The sequence below is a fragment of the Rhizobacter sp. P2_H2 genome (assembly GCF_056403375.1).
Genome location: NZ_JBFUFP010000006.1, coordinates 1 through 16,170 on the forward strand (window position 1 = coordinate 1; position 16,170 = coordinate 16,170).

The following is a 16,170-nucleotide window of genomic DNA, read 5'->3' on the forward strand; positions in this document are numbered from 1 at the left end:
GTGTCGAGGCGGTGAATCTAGGATTGCGCCGTTGCATTTGAAATAGGCAGGCAGGCAAGCGATGGATGCACAGACGCAATCAAACGGAAGCTCGCCGATCGGCGCCGGCGAGCTGGCCGTGCTGCTGGCGCTGGTGCGCGGCGGCACGCTGGCGGCGGCCGGCGCGCTGGCCGGCGTCGACGGTTCGACGGTGTTCCGCACCGTGCAGCGCTGCGAGAAGGCGCTCGGCCAGCGGCTCTTCGAGCGCTCGCGCAGCGGCTACCTCGCGACCGAGCTGGGGCTGCAGCTCGCGCAACATGCCGAGCGCATCGAGGCCGAGCTGGAGTCGGCGCGCAGCGCGGCGCGGCTCGATGCCGGCGCGGTCGGCGGCCTGGTGCGCATCAGCACCACCGACACGATCCTGAACGGCCTGCTGCTGCCGGCACTGGCCGGCCTGGCGGCGGCGCACCCGCTGCTGCGGCTGGAGATCACCGCGCGCAACGAGCTCGTGAACCTGTCGCAGCGCGAAGCCGACATCGCCTTGCGCGCGACGGTCAAGCCGCCGCCGCACGTCGTCGGCCGCGAGCTGGGGCCGATCCGCTCGGCGGTCTACGGGCTGAAGCCGGCGATGCGGCAGCGCAAGCCGATCGACCTGGCCGACCTGGCGACAGCGCGCTGGATCGCCGTCGACGATGCGCTGCCCGAACACCCCTCGGTGCGCTGGCGCAGGAAGCACCTGCCGAAGGTGGAGCCGGTGCTGCGCGTCAACAGCGTGCAGTCGGTGGTCGATGCGATCGCCGCCGGGCTGGGCGTCGGCATCGCGCCGGTGTTCCTCGCGTCGCAGCGGCGCGCGCTGCAGCCGCTCGGCGAACCGCTGGCCGAATGCGAGACGCAGCTGTGGCTGCTGACGCATCCGGAGTCGCGCCACCTGCGACGCATCGCGGTGGTGGCGGCGCACCTGGCATCGGCCCTGCGGATGGATGCGCACCCACCCGCCGCCTGACCCCTCGTGACCCCTTGCCGAAGGCAGCGCGCCGTGCAGTCCTGCACGGCACGCCGGCAAAACCGGGAAAACCACCCCGTCACGGCCGCGGCGCAGTGCCACACTCGGCGGCACCGCGCAGGTCGTCAACGCGCGGACCCTCGCCGTGCCGCTCTCCTCGCCTTTGCCCCTTCTGCCGCGCGAACCGCTGGACCGGCTGGTGGCCCGGTTGTTCTTCGGCGTCGGCGTCACGATCTCGCTGCTGGGCGCGCTGATCTACCTGTCGCCCGCCCTGCCCACCCGCCCCGGCATGCGGGCCCTGCTGGTCGGCGATTGCCTGGTGCTGGCAGCGTGCTTCGCGCTCGGCCTGTGGGGCCTGCGCCGCATGGCGCTGCCGAAACTGGTGCATGTGATGGGCTGGATCGCCGCCATCGCGGTGCTGATCACCGCGATCGGCCTCGGCCAGGGCGTGCATGCGCTGAACCTCGGCTACCTCGGGCTGCTGATCTGCGTCGTCACCGTGCTGTCGAGCCCGGCCGCGGGCATCGTGCTGACGCTTGCGATGGCTGCGGCGGTCGCGGGCCTGGCCCTGGCGAACAACAAGGGCTGGCTGCCCGGGCCGATCCCGTCGGATGCCATCCCGCTGCCGGTGCGCGTGCTGACGCACTGGCTGATCTTCGCGTCGGGCGCGACCTGCGGGATGCTGATCGCCGGCGTGGTGCGCCGCGCGCTCGGCGAGGCGCGCGACCGCGAGGAGCGCTTCCGCAGCCTGCTGCTGATGGCGGCCGACTGGTACTGGGAGCTCGATGCCGACCTGCGCTTCACGCACATCAGCGACAAGCTGAACCAGTACTCCGGCATCGACGCGGCGGAGCGCCTGGGCCGCCGCCCGTGGGAGATGCCGCAGATCGGGCTGGACGCCGACACGCTGGCCCGCCACCGCGCCGACCTCGAAGCCCACCTGCCGTTCAGCAACCTGATGGCCAGCCGCCCGGGCGAGCACGGCGAGCTGCGCCACAGCGTGGTCAGCGGCCGGCCGCGCTTCGATGCCGATGGCCGCTTCCTCGGCTACTGGGGGCTGGGCCGCGACATCACCGCCGAGGTCGAGGCACGCCGCGCCACCGCCGAGAGCGAGCGCCGCTACCGCGAGCTGTTCCAGCGCTCGCCGACCGCGCTGGTGCTGCACCGCCACGGCATTGCGGTCGACGCCAACGATGCGGCCGCGCGCATGTTCGGCTTCGCGTCGGCCGCCGCGATGAAGGGTTTCGACCTGACAAGCCTCTACCCCGACGACGAAGCGCGGGAACAGGTTCGCCGGCGCGTCGCGACGCTGGAGGCGCTGCCCGTCGGCGAGGGCCTGGGCGTCGCCGACTCCACCCTGGTCTCGCTGGACCATCGACCGCTGAGCGTGCAGGCCTCGGGCATGCGGGTCAGCGCACCCGACGGCCCGGCGACGCTGTCGATGTTCCACGACATCACCGCACGCGTGCAGGCCGAGACCGCACAGCGGCGCTCGCAGGCGCTGCTGTCGCACCTGGTGGCGACCAGCCCCGACTGCATCACGCTGACCGAGGTCGCGAGCGGCCGCTACGTGATGGTCAACGAGAGCTTCACGCGCATCACCGGCTGGCGCAGCGACGAGGTGGTCGGCCGCACCGCGCTCGAGATCGGCATCTGGCACCGGCAGGCGCACCGCGAGGCGCTGGTCGCGGGCCTGGCCCAGGGCGACCTGGTGACGGACCTGCCGGCCACCTTCGTGCGGCGCGACGGCAGCATCGTGTCGCTGCTGCTGTCGGCGGCGCGCTTCCGGATGGACGACCAGGACTACCTGGTGCTGAACGGCCGCGACGTGACCGAGACCGAACGGGTGCGCCTGGAGCACGAGGCGATCCTGCAGAACGCGTCGATCGGCATTGCGCTGACGCGCGACCGCCGCTTCATGCAGGCCAACCCCTGCTTCGAGGCGATGTTCCGCTGGCCGCCGGGTGCGCTGATCGGCCTGCCGGGGCAGGTGGTGTGGAGCGACGCGGCCGCCTATGCCGAGATGGGCGCGCTGGTCGGCCCGCGGCTGGCGCAGGGCGAGCCGGTGGAGGTCGAACGCATGATGCGGCGCGGCGACGGCAGCAGCTTCCTGTGCCGCCTGCTCGCGCAGGCGGTGGACCCGACGCACCCGAGCCAGGGCGGCACGATCTGGATCGCCGAGGACGTGACCGAACGGCGCGCCTTCGAGCAGGCGCTGGCCCATGCGCGCGACGTGGCCGAGGCCGCCAACCAGGCCAAGAGCGCGTTCCTCGCGAACACCAGCCACGAGATCCGCACGCCGCTGAACGGGCTGCTGGGCCTGGCGCGGCTCGCGATGCGCCCGGGGCTCGACGCGCTGCGCCGCGACCAGTACCTGGCGCAGATCCAGGACAGCGCGCAGAACCTCGCGAGCATCATCTCCGACATCCTCGACCTGTCGAAGATCGAGGCCGGCAAGCTCAGCGTCGAGGCGGTGGCCTTCGACCTGCGCGGGCTGCTGGTGGCGGTGCACCGCGCCTACCAGTCGCTCGCGCAGGCGCGCGGGCTGTCGCTGCGGCTCGCGATGACGCCCGAGGTGCCGGGCACGGTGCTCGGCGACCCGGTGCGGGTGCGGCAGATCCTCAGCAACTACCTGACCAACGGCATCAAGTTCACCGAGCGCGGCCACGTGACGCTGGACGCTTCGGTCGGCAGCGACGGCCTGGTGCAGCTCGCGGTGCTCGACACCGGCCCCGGCATCGACGAGGCGACCCAGCAGCGGCTCTTCCAGCCGTTCACGCAGGCCGATTCGTCGACGACGCGGCGCTTCGGCGGCACCGGCCTGGGGCTGTCGATCTGCAAGGAGCTGGCGACGCTGATGGGCGGGCGCGTCGGCGTCGAGAGCGYGCCGGGCCGCGGCAGCCGCTTCTGGGCCGCGCTGCCGCTGCCGGCCACGCCGGCGCGCGAGGTCGGCACCGATGCCGAATCGCTCGACACCGCATCGCTGGCCGGCGCGCACGTGCTGATGGTGGAGGACAACCCGGTCAACATGATGATCGGCGTCGCGATGCTGGAGCAGTGGGGCATCGACGTGGTGCAGGCCGTCGACGGGCTGGAGGCGCTGGCGGCGGTGCGGCGCTCGGTCGACGACGGCCGGCTGTTCGATGCGGTGCTGATGGACGTGCAGATGCCGCGGCTGAGCGGCCATGAGGCGGCACGGCAGCTGCGCGAGCGGCACCCGGCCGACGAGCTGCCGATCATCGCGCTGACGGCGGCCGCGCTGGTGTCCGAGCGCGACCAGGCGCTGGCCGCGGGAATGAACGAGTTCCTGACGAAGCCGATCGATGCGCACCGCTTGCGGCAGGCCTTGCTGCGCGCAGTGGCGCAGGCGGAAAAGCGCCCCTGACGCTACAGGACCAGCGGCAGCGCACGCTGCCGCTTGCCCGTCAGCGCATACAGCGCATTCGCCAGCGCCGGGGCCGCCGGCGGCGTGCCGGGCTCGCCCATGCCGCCGGGTGCGCGGCTGCTCGGCACCAGGTGGGTCTCGATGCGCGGGCACTCGGCCAGCGTCAGCACCTTGTAATCCGGGAAGTTGCGCTGCTTCACCGCGCCGCCCTCGATGTCGATGCGGCCGTACAGCGCCGCCGAGAGGCCGAAGATCACGCCGCTCTCCATCTGCTGCGCGACGATGCCCGGGTTCACCACCGTGCCGATGTCGGCCGCGCAGACCACGCGGTGGATGCGCGGCCGGCCATCGGCCAGCGACACCTCCATCACCTGCGCGACGATGCTGCCGAAGCTCTCGTGCAGCGCCACGCCGCGCGCCTGGCCCACCGGCAGCGGCCGGCCCCAGCCCGACTTCGCGGCAGCGAGCTTCAGCACCGCGGCATGGCGCGGCATGTCGGCCAGCAGGCCGAGCCGGAACGCCACCGGGTCCTGGTGCGCCGCCTCGGCCAGCTCGTCGATGAAGCATTCGCTGAAGAACGCATGGTGCGAATGCCCGACCGAGCGCCAGTAGCCCACCGGCACGCCGCTGTGCGTGGCGACCTGCGCGATGCGCTGGTGCGAGATGCCGTACGGCAGGTCGTACAGGCCCTCGGCCGCGCTCTTGTCCGGCGTGTCGACCGGCCCGGCCAGCGCCGGCAGCACGCGCTCGATCCAGCGCGGCGTGATCGCGTCGCCGGCCGAGGTGATCGACAGGCCCGAGACCATGCCCTTGGCGTCCAGGCTCGCCTGCATCAGCGCGACGCCGGCCGGGCGGTAGAAATCGTGCGCGATGTCCTCTTCGCGAGGCCACACCAGCTGCACCGGGTGCCCGCCGCATTCGATCGCGATGCGCACCGCCTGCGCGACGAAGTCGACGTCGAGCCGCCGCCCGAAGCCGCCGCCCAGGTAGCTGACGTGCAGCGTGACGGCCTCGAGCGGCACGCCGGCCACGCGGGCCGCGATCTCACGCGCCATGTCGGGCACCTGCGTCGGCACCCACAGCTCGACGCCGCCGTCGTGCACGCGCGCCGTGCAGTTGATCGGCTCCATCGGCGCATGCGCGAGGTAGGGGGCGCGGTACAGCGCCTCGATCTGCCGCGCGGCGCCGGTGCGCGCCTGCTGCACGTCGCCGCGGGTGTGGAACGCGAAGCCGCCGCCGCTGTGCGCGGCCTCGCGCGCGGCCTGCTCCAGCGCCTCGTCGATGCGCTTCGTGTCGGCCCCGCCGGCCGGCGGCGGCGCCCAGTCGATCTCCAGCGCCTGCGCACCGCGCCGCGCATGCCAGGTGCTGCGGCCGACGACGGCCACCGCCGCCGTCGAGCCGGCATACGGCCCGAGCCGCACGACGCGCTGCACGCCGGGCAGCTGCATCGCCGCCTCGACCTTCACGCGCTGCGGGCTGCCGCCGAGCATCGGGCAGTGGCGCACCACCGCATAGAGCTGGCCCGGCTGGCGCACGTCGAGGCCGAAGCGCGCACTGCCGTCCACCTTGGCGGCCAGGTCGGTGCGCGGCGCGGGCGTGCCGATCAGCGTCCAGTCCTTCGGGTCCTTGGTGCGCACGTCGCCGATCGGCGTCGCCGCGGCCAGCTTCGCGAGCTCGCCGAAATGCGCATGCGGACCCGACACATGGCTGACGATGCCGCCATGCACCTGCAGCTCGGCGCGCGGCAGCTTCCATTGCAGCGACGCCGCGCCCAGCAGCTGCGCGCGTGCGGTGGCCGCGGCCAGGCGCAGCACGTCCCACGCGTCGGCGACGCTCGACGAGCCGCCGGTCACGCTGACCCCCAGCTCGCGCGCGAACTTGCTCACCATCCACTGGCCCGCCTTGACGGTCGCGGTCTCGCGGCCGGGCTCGGTGTCGTCGGGATGGAAGGGCAGCGCGCCGACGAACATCGCGACGTTGCCGTACAGCGACTGCGGCGCGGCCTGCACCAGCTTCACGCGCGACAGCGGGGTGTCGAGTTCGTCGGCCACCAGCATCGCGAGCGCGGTGTGCACGCCCTGGCCCATCTCGCTGCGCGCCATCGCGAGCTGCACCTGGCCGTCGGGCTCGATGCGGATCCAGCCGTTCAGCGTCACGCCGCCGTCGGCATCCGGCAGCAGGTGCGACGTGCCGATGCGGTTGCGCGGCGGCAGCGCGCTCCAGCCGACCAGCAGCGCGCCGCCGCCGGCCAGCGCGCTCAGCAACAGGCTGCGCCGCTTCATGCGCGCGCCTCGCTGCCCTTGTCCTGCCGCGGGGCGTCGCCACGCAGCGCGGCGGCCGCCCCCTTGATCGCGTCGCGGATGCGCGGGTAGGTGCCGCAACGGCACAGGTTGGTGATGGCCGCATCGATGTCGGCATCGCTGGGCGACGGGTTCTTCGCCAGCAGGTCGGCGGCCGCCATCAGCATGCCGCTCTGGCAGTAGCCGCATTGCGGCACCTGGTGGGCGATCCACGCCTGCTGCAGCGGGTGGGGCCGGCCGGGCGCGCCCAGCGCCTCGATGGTGCGCACCGGCTTGCCCTGCACGGCCGAGAGCGGCGTCACGCACGAGCGCACCGCCTGGCCATCCACGTGCACCGTGCAGGCACCACAGGCCGCGACGCCGCAGCCGAACTTGGTGCCGGTCAGCATCAGCACGTCGCGCAGCACCCACAGCAAGGGCATGTCGGGCGCCACGGCCTCGGGCGGCAGGGGCAGCGTCTGGCCGTTGACGTTCAAGTCCATGGATCGGGTGCTCCGGTGTCGGTCCCCATTCTGGGCCGGCCACGGGCGCGCCGATGTGGCGTCAACGAAACGGGGTGTGACCGGCCGCACACGCGTCCGGGTTTATCCTGACGGGCCTTTTTCCGAATCCATCCAACGTCCCTGCCGGAGTTCCGCTGCATGAACCGTCGTCTGTCCTGCCTGGCCGCTGCCGCGGTCGCCCTCACGCTGCCTGCAGCCGCTTCCGCGCAAACCGCTTCATCGCCAGCTTCGTCCGTCACGCTGTACGGGCTGCTCGACATGTCCGCCGGACGCTTCCAGGATGCCGGTGCGCAACGCACGCTGCGCGCCGAGAGCGGCAAGATGACGTCCAGCTTCCTGGGCTTCAAGGGCGCCGAGGACCTCGGCGGCACGCTGAAGGTGAAGTTCGCGCTCGAGCACTACCTGCGCGCCGACACCGGCGCGGCCGGCCGTGCCAACGGCGAGGCGTTCTGGGGGCGCAATGCCTATGTCGGCGTCCAGGGCGATTTCGGCACCAGCACGCTCGGGCGCAACACGACGCCGCTGTTCGTCTCGACGCTGTCGTTCAACGCGATCGGCGATTCGTTCGGCTCCTCGCCGAGCATCCGCCAGGTGTTCGCGCCGAGCACCGGCCTTGCTTTCCAGGGCGACACGGCCTGGAACAACTCGCTGCTCTACAACACCTCGAACACCGAAGGCTACAACGTCGGCCTGATCGCCAACCTGGGCGAAGGCGCGCCCGGCGCGACCGGCCGCAACATCGGCGGCAACTGGGTGCTGCTGACCGACACCTGGGGCGCGACGATCGCGTACCAGCAGGTGAAGAACGGCCTGGCCGCGGTGCCGGCCGGCTTCGAGCGCCAGGAGACGCTGCAGTTCGGCGGCTCGTACGACTTCAGCGTCGCGAAGCTGTATGCGCAGGCCACGCGCGTGAAGACGCGGGCGACGGTCGACACGAAGTCGACGATCTACGGTCTGGGGGTCGCGGTGCCGGTGGGCGCGCTCGGCAAGGTCGTGGCGCAGTACGGCCAGGCGAATGCCGATTTCAACCCGGGCGAGGTGAAGAACCGCACCGTCACGCTCGGCTACGACCATGCGCTGTCGAAGCTGACCGATGCGTATGCGGTGGTGATGAGCGACCGGCTGACGAACGCCGAGAACGGCACCAGCGTCGCGGCCGGGCTGCGCGTGCGGTTCTAGGGCCTGTCGGCAGGGCGGGAAGGCGCGGCCTCGAGCGAGCGCAGGCCGGCGAGCACCGGGTCGAGACGCTCGACCACCGCCGCGAGCAGCGCGTCGAGGTCCGCCGGGCCGGCTCCGTTCGAGCAGGCATGTTCCAGCGCCCCGGCGACCGCGCACACGGCCGTCGCCCCCAGCGTGCCGGACACGCTCTTCAGGTCGTGGGCCAGGCGCGTGGCCGTGGTCATGTCGTGCGCCGCACGGGCAGCGCCGAAACGCGCCGCAAAGCCGGCTTCCCGATCCCTGAACTTGCCCAGCAGGCGCCGATAGAGTCGCTCGTCGCCCATCAGCGCGGCCAGCGCAGCAGCGCTCTCGATGCCCGGGAAACCGTGGCCCGCCCCGGCAGCGCCTGGCCGGACCCAGCGCGCCAGCGTGGCGAACATGTCGACCACGTCGATCGGCTTGGCGATGTGGTCGTTCATCCCGGCCGCCAGCACCTTCTCGCGGTCGCCGACCATCGCGTTGGCCGTCATCGCGATGATCGGCAGGTCGCGCCACGCCGGGTCGCTGCGCAATTCGCGCGTGGCCGCATAACCATCCATCACCGGCATCTGGCAGTCCATCAGCACCGCGTCGAAGCGTTCGCGCGCCAGCATCCCGATGGCTTCGCGGCCGTTGTTCGCCACCTGGACCTCGATCCGCGCGCGGCCCAGCAGGTCACTCGCCAGCTCCTGGTTGAACGGGTTGTCCTCGACCAGCAGCACGCGCGTGCCGGCCAGGGCGGCGCAGTGGCCTTGCAGCGCTTCTTCGCGCAGTCCGCTTCGCAGGGCATGCGGCCGCGGCACGCCCCGCACCTGCAGGCAGGCGTCCAGCAACGTCGAAGGCGTGACCGGCTTGGTCAGCGTCGCCGCCACGCCGAGCCGCTCGGTCGCCAGCAGGCGCGCCACTTCATCGCGGGAAAAGGCGGTGACCATCAGCAGGGTGGGTGGCGGGTGCGCCAGCGGCATGCGCGCCAGCTGCCTGGCACAGTCGACGCCGTTCATGCCCGGCATTTTCCAGTCGAGCAGGAGCAGGTCGAAGGGCTCGCCGCGTGCATCCGCCGCCGCGACCGCGTCGATGGCCTCGTGGCCCCCGCGCGCGTCCGACGCGCGCAGCCCGAGCGCGCCGGCCATCTGCACCAGGATCTCGCGCGCGGCGCCGTTGTCGTCGACGACGAGCATCCGGGCACCCGGCAGGCCGCCGTCCTGCGCAGCCGCGTCGTGGGTGGCAGGTTCAGCCCCGAGGCCGAAGCGCGCACTGAAGTGGAACCGGCTGCCGCGCCCGGGCGTGCTGTCGACCCCGAGTTCTCCTTCCATCATGTGCACCAGGTGCTGACTGATCGCAAGGCCCAGCCCGGTGCCGCCGAAGCGGCGGCTCGTCGATGAGTCGGCCTGCGAGAACGGCTTGAACAGCCGCTGCTGATCCTCGGGCGTGATGCCGATGCCGGTGTCGCGCACCTCGAAGCGCAGGCGCACCGAGCTCGCATCGCGTTCGATCACCTCGACGGCCACGACGACCTCGCCCCGTTCGGTGAACTTGACCGCGTTGTTGCCCAGGTTGATCAGCACCTGCCCCAGCCGCCAGGGGTCTCCCACGAGCATGGCGGGCAGGTCCTGCGGCAACGCGAACACCAGCTCCAGGCCCTTCTCCTCGGCGTTCATGCCGACCAGGTTCGCGAGGTCGTCCATCACGTTGCCGAGGTCGAACGTCAGGACCTCCATGTCGAGCTTGCCGGCTTCGATCTTCGAGAAGTCGAGGATGTCGTTGATGATGCGCAGCAGCGATTCGGCGGATCGGTGCACCTTGCGCATGTAGTTGTGCTGCTGCGGATCGAGGTCGCCTTGCAGCGCCAGGCGCGACATGCCGAGGATCACGTTCATCGGCGTGCGGATCTCGTGGCTCATGTTGGCGAGGAATTCGCTCTTGGCCTGGTTCGCGACCTCGGCCCGCTGCATCGCTTCGTCCAGTTCCGCGGTGCGCTCGCGCACCGCCTCCTCCAGGTGGTCGCGATGGCTGCGCAAGTCCTCGAGTGTCCGCTTGCGTGACGTGATGTCGCTGACCAGCCCGTGGCATCCGGCCGGCCCGCCGCCTTGCTGCCACGCGTTGAGCTGGACCCAGACCGGGCTGCCGTCGGCGCGCGTCAGTTGCAGTTCCATGCCGGCGATCTCGCCGTCGCGTTCGAGTGCGGCGAACAGCGAGGCCGTCTGGTCCGGCGTGAACAGGGGCCGGCGGGCGGGCGGTGCATCGTTCACGGCCGCCATCAGCTCGACGGGCGTGGCGTAGCCCATCAGCCGGGCCAGCGCCGCGTTGGCGTCATGCAGGCTCCCCGACCGGTCCAGGTGAAAGATGCCCTCCAGCGAATTCTCGAAGATCCCCCGGTAGGTCGCCTCGCTGTCGCGCAATTGCCGGGCGGAGTCGCGCAGCCGGTCCGCCATCGCGTTGACGCGCAGGGCCAGCCGGCCCAGTTCGTCGCTCGATTCGACCGCACAGCGCGCGTCCATGTCACCGATGGCGATTCGATCCACCGTCGCCTCCAGGCGTTGGATGGGCGCGCTCACCATGCGCCTGAGCAGCAGGAAGGTCGCTGCATACAGCACGGCCACGATCGCGGCGACCAGCGCGAGAATGGTCCGGCGGGCCGTGGCGATGGCCGCCTCGACCACCGCGCGCGTCAGCACGACACGGACTTCCCCGATCTTCTGCCGGGCACCGCCAGGGGGCGCGTACTCGATCGACTGCACGCGCACGATCGGGTTGACCAGGTCCCGCGACTGGATCCGGGTCACCGCGGACACCGTGCCGTCGCCGACCGTCGTGACGCTGAACTGGGCGACCTCCGGATTGGGGGCCAGCGCCGCGAGCTGGCTGTCGATCGCGGCATGGTCGACGTTCCAGAGGGGGTAGGCCAGCGAGCGGCTGAACAGTTCGGCAATGCGCGCGGCCCGGCCCTCCAGCTCCAGGAACCGACGCTCGCGCTCGCGTTCGATCAGCACATAGGCCGCAGCGAGCGCCACCAGCGCGACCAGGATCGCCAGCGCCAGCATCAGCTTGCTGTGCAAGCTGCCGGCCCGCGGGATCACCCGAAATCGCAACGCCATGTCGGTTGTTGCTCCACCGCGCTTCGCACGACCTCCGGCGCATGAAGCGCTGCCAGCGGAGGACTGAAATGGTGTATACGTTTCGATGTTAAGACAATGCCGAGCGAGCCGACAAGCGAGAGGAGTTCCCGCATGCGAAGAACGACGATCCAGGGCGTTGGCGTGCTGGCACTGCTGGCATCGCTGCTCGTGCCGTCCGGCGCGGCCGGGCAGGCCATCCGGGTGGTGGCTGCCGAGTTCCCGCCGCTGACGACCCAGGCGGGCGGCCAGCCGGGCGGCGTCGTGCTGGAGGTGGTCCGCGAGGCCTGCCGGCGGGCGGGCATTTCACCGGCGTTCAGTTTCCTGCCGTGGCAGCGGGCGCAACTGGAAACCCAGGCCGGGAACGACGTGCTGATCATTCCGTTCACCCGCACGCCCGGGCGCGAAGCGCAGTATCAATGGGTTGCACCGGTGCTGGAGTTCCATACGGTCTTCGTGACCCTCGCCACGCCGCCCTCTTCCATCGAAGAGGCGCGGACGCTGGTCGTGGGCTATGTCCGCGGCACCAGCTTCAAGGACGAGGCGGAACATGCGGCATTGCCGTATGTCGAGGAAACCGACGACGACCTGACGAATGCCCGGAAACTGAAGCTGGGACGCATCGGCGCGTGGATGACGACGGACCTGATGGCGCACGGCGTGTACCGGCAAGCCGGCTTCGACCCCACCGAACTGAAGTACGGCCCCCGCCTGGGGCCGGTCAAGGTGTCCTGGGTCGCCGCATCCCACGGTTTCCCGAAGGAGATCGCCAGGCGGATCGCTGACGCCATCGACCAGATGAGGGCGGACGGCTCCTACCAGGCGATCGTGAAGCGCTACCGATGAAGGGCGGCTACGCCGCCCTCGCGGCGCCGTAGCCGCGCGGAATCGCCCCCAGCAAGCGCTTCGTGTACTCCTGCTGCGGCTGCTCCAGGATCTGCGCGACGCTCGCCTGCTCGACGACCTCGCCGTCCTTCATGACCAGCACCTCGTCGGCCATGAAGCGCACCACCGCCAGGTCATGGCTGATGAAGATGTAGGCGAGGCCCAGCTCGTCCTGCAGGTCCTTCAGCAGGTTCAGCACCTGCGCCTGCACCGACACGTCGAGCGCGCTGACCGCCTCGTCGAGCACCAGCACCTCCGGGTCCAGCGTCAGGCAGCGCGCGATCGCCACGCGCTGGCGCTGGCCGCCGGAGAACTCGTGCGGGTACTTGTGCATCGCGCTGTCGTCCAGCCCGACCTTGTTCAGCAGCGCCCGCGCGCGCTGCTCGCGCTCTGCGCCATCGGCGCCGATGCCGTGGATCGCCATCGGCTCGGTCAGCGTCTGCCCGATCGTGAAGCGCGGGTTCAGCGACGCATACGGGTTCTGGAACACCACCTGGATGCGCCGGCGCATCGGCAGCAGCTCGCGCCGGCTCAGCGCCAGCAGGTCCTGCCCGTCGAACATCACCTTGCCGCCGACCGGCCCGCCGTTCACCTCGTGCAGGCGCAGCAGCGTCAGCCCCATCGTCGTCTTGCCGGATCCCGATTCGCCGACCACGCCCAGCGTGTGCCCGCGCCGCAGCGTGAAGCTCGCGCCCTTCACCGCGCGGAACTCCTTGCGGCCGAACACGCCGCTGCGCAGCCAGAAGCTCTTCGTCAGGTTGCTGGCATCGATCACGATCGGCGCCAGCGCGTCCTTCGGTGCCGGCGGTGCCGCCGCCGCGCGGCCGGCGATGTGGTCGTCGATCACCATCAGCCGCGCACCGCGTTGCGCAAGCGTCGGCCGGCAGGCCAGCAGCGCCTTGGTGTACGGGTCGCGCGGCGCAGCGAAGATCTCCGCCACCGATCCCTGCTCGCGCACCGTGCCCTGGCGCATCACCACCACCTGGTCGGCAATCTCGCCGACCACGCCCAGGTCGTGCGTGATGAACAGCATGCTCATGCGGTGCTGCGTCTTCAGCTTCGCGAGCAGTTCCAGGATCTGGCGCTGGATCGTCACGTCGAGCGCCGTCGTCGGCTCGTCGGCGATCAGCAGCTTCGGCTCGCACGACAGCGCCATCGCGATCATCACGCGCTGCTGCTGTCCGCCCGACAGTTCATGCGGATAGGCCGCCAGCCGCCGCTTCGGCTCCGGCAGGCCCACCTCGACCAGCAGCGCCTCGGCACGCGCCAGCGCCTGCTTGCGCGAGAGCCCCAGGTGGCGCACCAGCGGCTCCACCAGCTGCTGCCCGACGGTGAACACCGGGTTCAGCGAGCTCATCGGATCCTGGAACACGCAGGCGATGTCCTTGCCGCGCAGCGCCTGCAGCTCGGGCAGCGTCGCGGCCAGCAGGTCGCGGCCCAGGAAGCCGATCGCGCCCTGCCGCTCGGCATTGCTCGGCAGCAGGTTCAGGATCGACATCGCGGTCACGCTCTTGCCCGAGCCCGACTCGCCGACCAGCGCCACCGTGGTGTTCTCCGGCACGTCGAAGCTGACGCCGACCGACTGCCCGTCGATCTCACGGCCCACGGCCTGCGTACGCTGCACCACCCCACCCTCGTGGCCCACGCGGAACGACACGCGCAGGTCCTTGATCGTCAACAGGCTCATTCCAGTCCCCGCAGCTTCGGATCCAGCGCATCGCGCAACGCATCGGCGAACAGCGAGAACGCCGTCACGAACACCGCCATGAACGCGGTCGCCGCCACCAGCTGCCACCAGTAGCCGAGGATCAGCTCGCTCTGCGCCTCGGCCAGCATCGTGCCCCACGACACGTCGTCGACACCGACGCCYAGCCCGAGGTACGACAGGATCACCTCGAACTTGATGAAGCCCACCACCAGCAGCGACATGCGCACCAGGATCACGTGGCTGATGTTCGGCAGGATGTGCCGGAACATGCGCGACGCCGCCGACGCACCGATCGCCTCGGCCGAGCGCACGTATTCGCGCACCGAATGCTTCAGGAACTCGGCCCGCACCTGCCGGTACATGCCGGTCCAGCCGACCAGCGCGAGGATGATGGCCACGCTGCCGATGCCGCGCCCGAAGATCACCGCGAACGACAGGATCAGCAGGATGTCCGGGATCGACGTGAACACGCTGTACAGCCACTCGAGGAAGTCGCCCATCCTGCCGCCGAAGAAGCCCGCCAGCGCGCCCAGCAGCGTGCCGATCACGCTGGCCACGATGGCCGCCAGCAGGCCGACGAACACCGAGGTCTGCGTGCCCTTCAGCGCCTTGGTCAGCACGTCGCGCCCGATGCGGTCGCCGCCGAACGGCAGCGTCTCGCGCTTGACGCTGTCCTCGGTCTTGAACTTCGCGGCGCGCTCGTCCCACTCCTTGTAGCGCGGCGCCAGCGGGTCGACCGCCGAGAGATCGACGTTCGGCCCCTTCGGCACCGGGATCGCGCTCTGCTCCACCGCGGCCGCCGGCCCCATGAAGGTCGGCGGCGCATTCGGCACGCCCACTTCCTTCTGCCAGCCGCGCGCCAGCAGCCCGACCGACCCCAGCAGCACCAGCAGCGCGAACGCCGCCACCACCACCATCGACACCATGCCGACACGGTCCGCCCGCAGCCGCTTCCAGGCGGCCTGCCAGACGCCCATCGATTGCCGTGCAGGCAGCCCTGCAGGAGAAAGCACCGCGCTCATTTGAGGACCACCCGGGGATCGATCAGCTTGTAGAGGATGTCCGCGCCCAGGTTCACCAGCATCGTCAGCATCGCCAGGTAGACGGTGACGGCCTGGATCACCGGGTAGTCGCTGCGGTTCACCGCGAGGATGATCTCGCGGCCCAGGCCCGGGATCGAGAAGAACACCTCGATCAGGAACGAGCCGACGAACACGCCCGGCAGCGCCAGTGCGATGTTGGTCACGATCGGGATCATCGCGTTGCGCAGCACGTGCTTGAACAGCACCGTGCGCTCGGTCATGCCCTTGGCGCGCGCGGTGCGCACGTAGTCGTGGCCGAGCTCGTCGAGGAAGAAGGTGCGGTACAGCCGCGTCTGCGGCGCGAGGCCCACCAGCAGCGCCAGCAGCACCGGCAGCGGCACGTAAGTCACGAGGTTGGTCCAGGTGCTGTCGCTCCAGCCCTGCACCGGGAACCAGCCGAGCTGGAAGCCGAACACGTACTGGCCGACGATGATGTAGACCAGGAACGAGACCGACAGCGCGATGGTGGAGATCACCATGATGCTGCGGTCGGCCAGCGAGCCACGCCGGTAGGCCACCCACATCGCGATCGGCAGCGCGAGCAGCGTGTCGAGCGCGAGGATCGGCAGCATCACCGTCAGCGTGGCCGGTGCGCGGGTCGCGAAGATGTTGCTGACGGCTTCCTGCGTGGCCCAGCTGTGGCCCCAGTCCAGCGTCACGATGCTGCGGAAGTAGATCAGCAGCTGCTGCCACACCGGCTTGTTCAGCCCGAGCTGCTCGCGGATCGCATCCACCTGCTGCGGGGTGGCGTTCAGGCCGCCGAGGATTTCGGCGGGGTCGCCACCGAAGTACTTGAAGAGGAAGAACACCAGCAGCACCACCCCGATCAAGGTCGGGATCATTTGCCACAGGCGCCGTATCAGGTAGGCCGCCATATCGTCGTGAGCGTCTCGGGTCGAGAAAAGAGGACCGGCCCGCCCCGCCGGCCCGGGTCGGGAGGCGGCACATGCCGGAATCTGGGCAGGCGCGAGTCTAAGGCCCGGTCCGAAGCCCCCTTCCCCGCGTTTGCCCTCAG

The 16,170-nt window shown here is 70.8% G+C and carries 10 protein-coding genes; 4 read left to right on the top strand and 6 right to left on the bottom strand.

Annotated elements, in window-relative coordinates; all coding sequences use genetic code 11:
• The first annotated feature begins 61 nt into the window (after positions 1-61).
• Complete coding sequence (locus tag AC1D15_RS01410) at positions 62-982, top strand: LysR family transcriptional regulator (RefSeq protein ID WP_477824630.1); 921 nt, start codon at positions 62-64, stop codon at positions 980-982.
• A 145-nt stretch (positions 983-1,127) separates the two neighbouring features.
• A complete protein-coding gene (locus AC1D15_RS01415; protein ID WP_477824631.1) occupies positions 1,128-4,367 on the top strand; it encodes a PAS domain S-box protein in 3,240 nt (1,079 codons plus the stop codon).
• A gap of 2 nt (positions 4,368-4,369) precedes the next feature.
• Here AC1D15_RS01415 and AC1D15_RS01420 read toward each other — a convergent pair whose 3' ends face one another.
• Together AC1D15_RS01420 and AC1D15_RS01425 are read right to left on the bottom strand one after the other, a co-directional pair.
• Positions 4,370-6,649 (bottom strand): xanthine dehydrogenase family protein molybdopterin-binding subunit, encoded by a 2,280-nt coding sequence (locus AC1D15_RS01420; RefSeq protein ID WP_477824632.1) that lies wholly within the window; start codon positions 6,647-6,649, stop codon positions 4,370-4,372.
• Entirely contained in the window at positions 6,646-7,149 is a 504-nt protein-coding gene (locus AC1D15_RS01425) for a (2Fe-2S)-binding protein (protein WP_477824633.1), read from the bottom strand. Before AC1D15_RS01425 ends, AC1D15_RS01420 begins: the two co-directional genes overlap by 4 nt.
• Before the next feature lie 159 nt (positions 7,150-7,308).
• Here AC1D15_RS01425 and AC1D15_RS01430 point away from each other — a divergent pair, with 159 nt between their 5' ends.
• Positions 7,309-8,349 (top strand): porin, encoded by a 1,041-nt coding sequence (locus AC1D15_RS01430; protein ID WP_477824634.1) that lies wholly within the window; start codon positions 7,309-7,311, stop codon positions 8,347-8,349.
• On the opposite strand, the gene AC1D15_RS01435 is transcribed toward AC1D15_RS01430, so the two are convergent.
• Positions 8,346-11,462, bottom strand: coding sequence for a hybrid sensor histidine kinase/response regulator (locus AC1D15_RS01435; RefSeq protein ID WP_477824635.1), 3,117 nt, complete (start codon positions 11,460-11,462; stop codon positions 8,346-8,348). The genes AC1D15_RS01430 and AC1D15_RS01435 overlap by 4 nt on opposite strands.
• A 132-nt stretch (positions 11,463-11,594) precedes the next feature.
• On the opposite strand from AC1D15_RS01435, the gene AC1D15_RS01440 reads away from it, so the two are divergent.
• The gene (locus AC1D15_RS01440) at positions 11,595-12,326 is read left to right on the top strand and encodes a substrate-binding periplasmic protein (protein WP_477824636.1); all 732 of its coding nucleotides are present in this window, start codon (positions 11,595-11,597) and stop codon (positions 12,324-12,326) included.
• Positions 12,327-12,333: 7 nt separating this feature from the next.
• Here AC1D15_RS01440 and AC1D15_RS01445 read toward each other — a convergent pair whose 3' ends face one another.
• Genes AC1D15_RS01445 through AC1D15_RS01455 form a run of 3 tightly spaced genes read right to left on the bottom strand, consistent with a single transcriptional unit; the run spans position 12,334 to position 16,030 of the window.
• Positions 12,334-14,052, bottom strand: coding sequence for an ABC transporter ATP-binding protein (locus AC1D15_RS01445; protein ID WP_477824637.1), 1,719 nt, complete (start codon positions 14,050-14,052; stop codon positions 12,334-12,336).
• Positions 14,049-15,086, bottom strand: a complete 1,038-nt coding sequence (locus AC1D15_RS01450) for an ABC transporter permease (RefSeq protein WP_052211379.1) — start codon at positions 15,084-15,086, stop codon at positions 14,049-14,051. The genes AC1D15_RS01445 and AC1D15_RS01450 overlap by 4 nt, the downstream gene beginning before the upstream one ends.
• A 5-nt stretch (positions 15,087-15,091) precedes the next feature.
• A complete protein-coding gene (locus AC1D15_RS01455; protein WP_047501631.1) occupies positions 15,092-16,030 on the bottom strand; it encodes an ABC transporter permease in 939 nt (312 codons plus the stop codon).
• Positions 16,031-16,170: the final 140 nt, after the last annotated feature.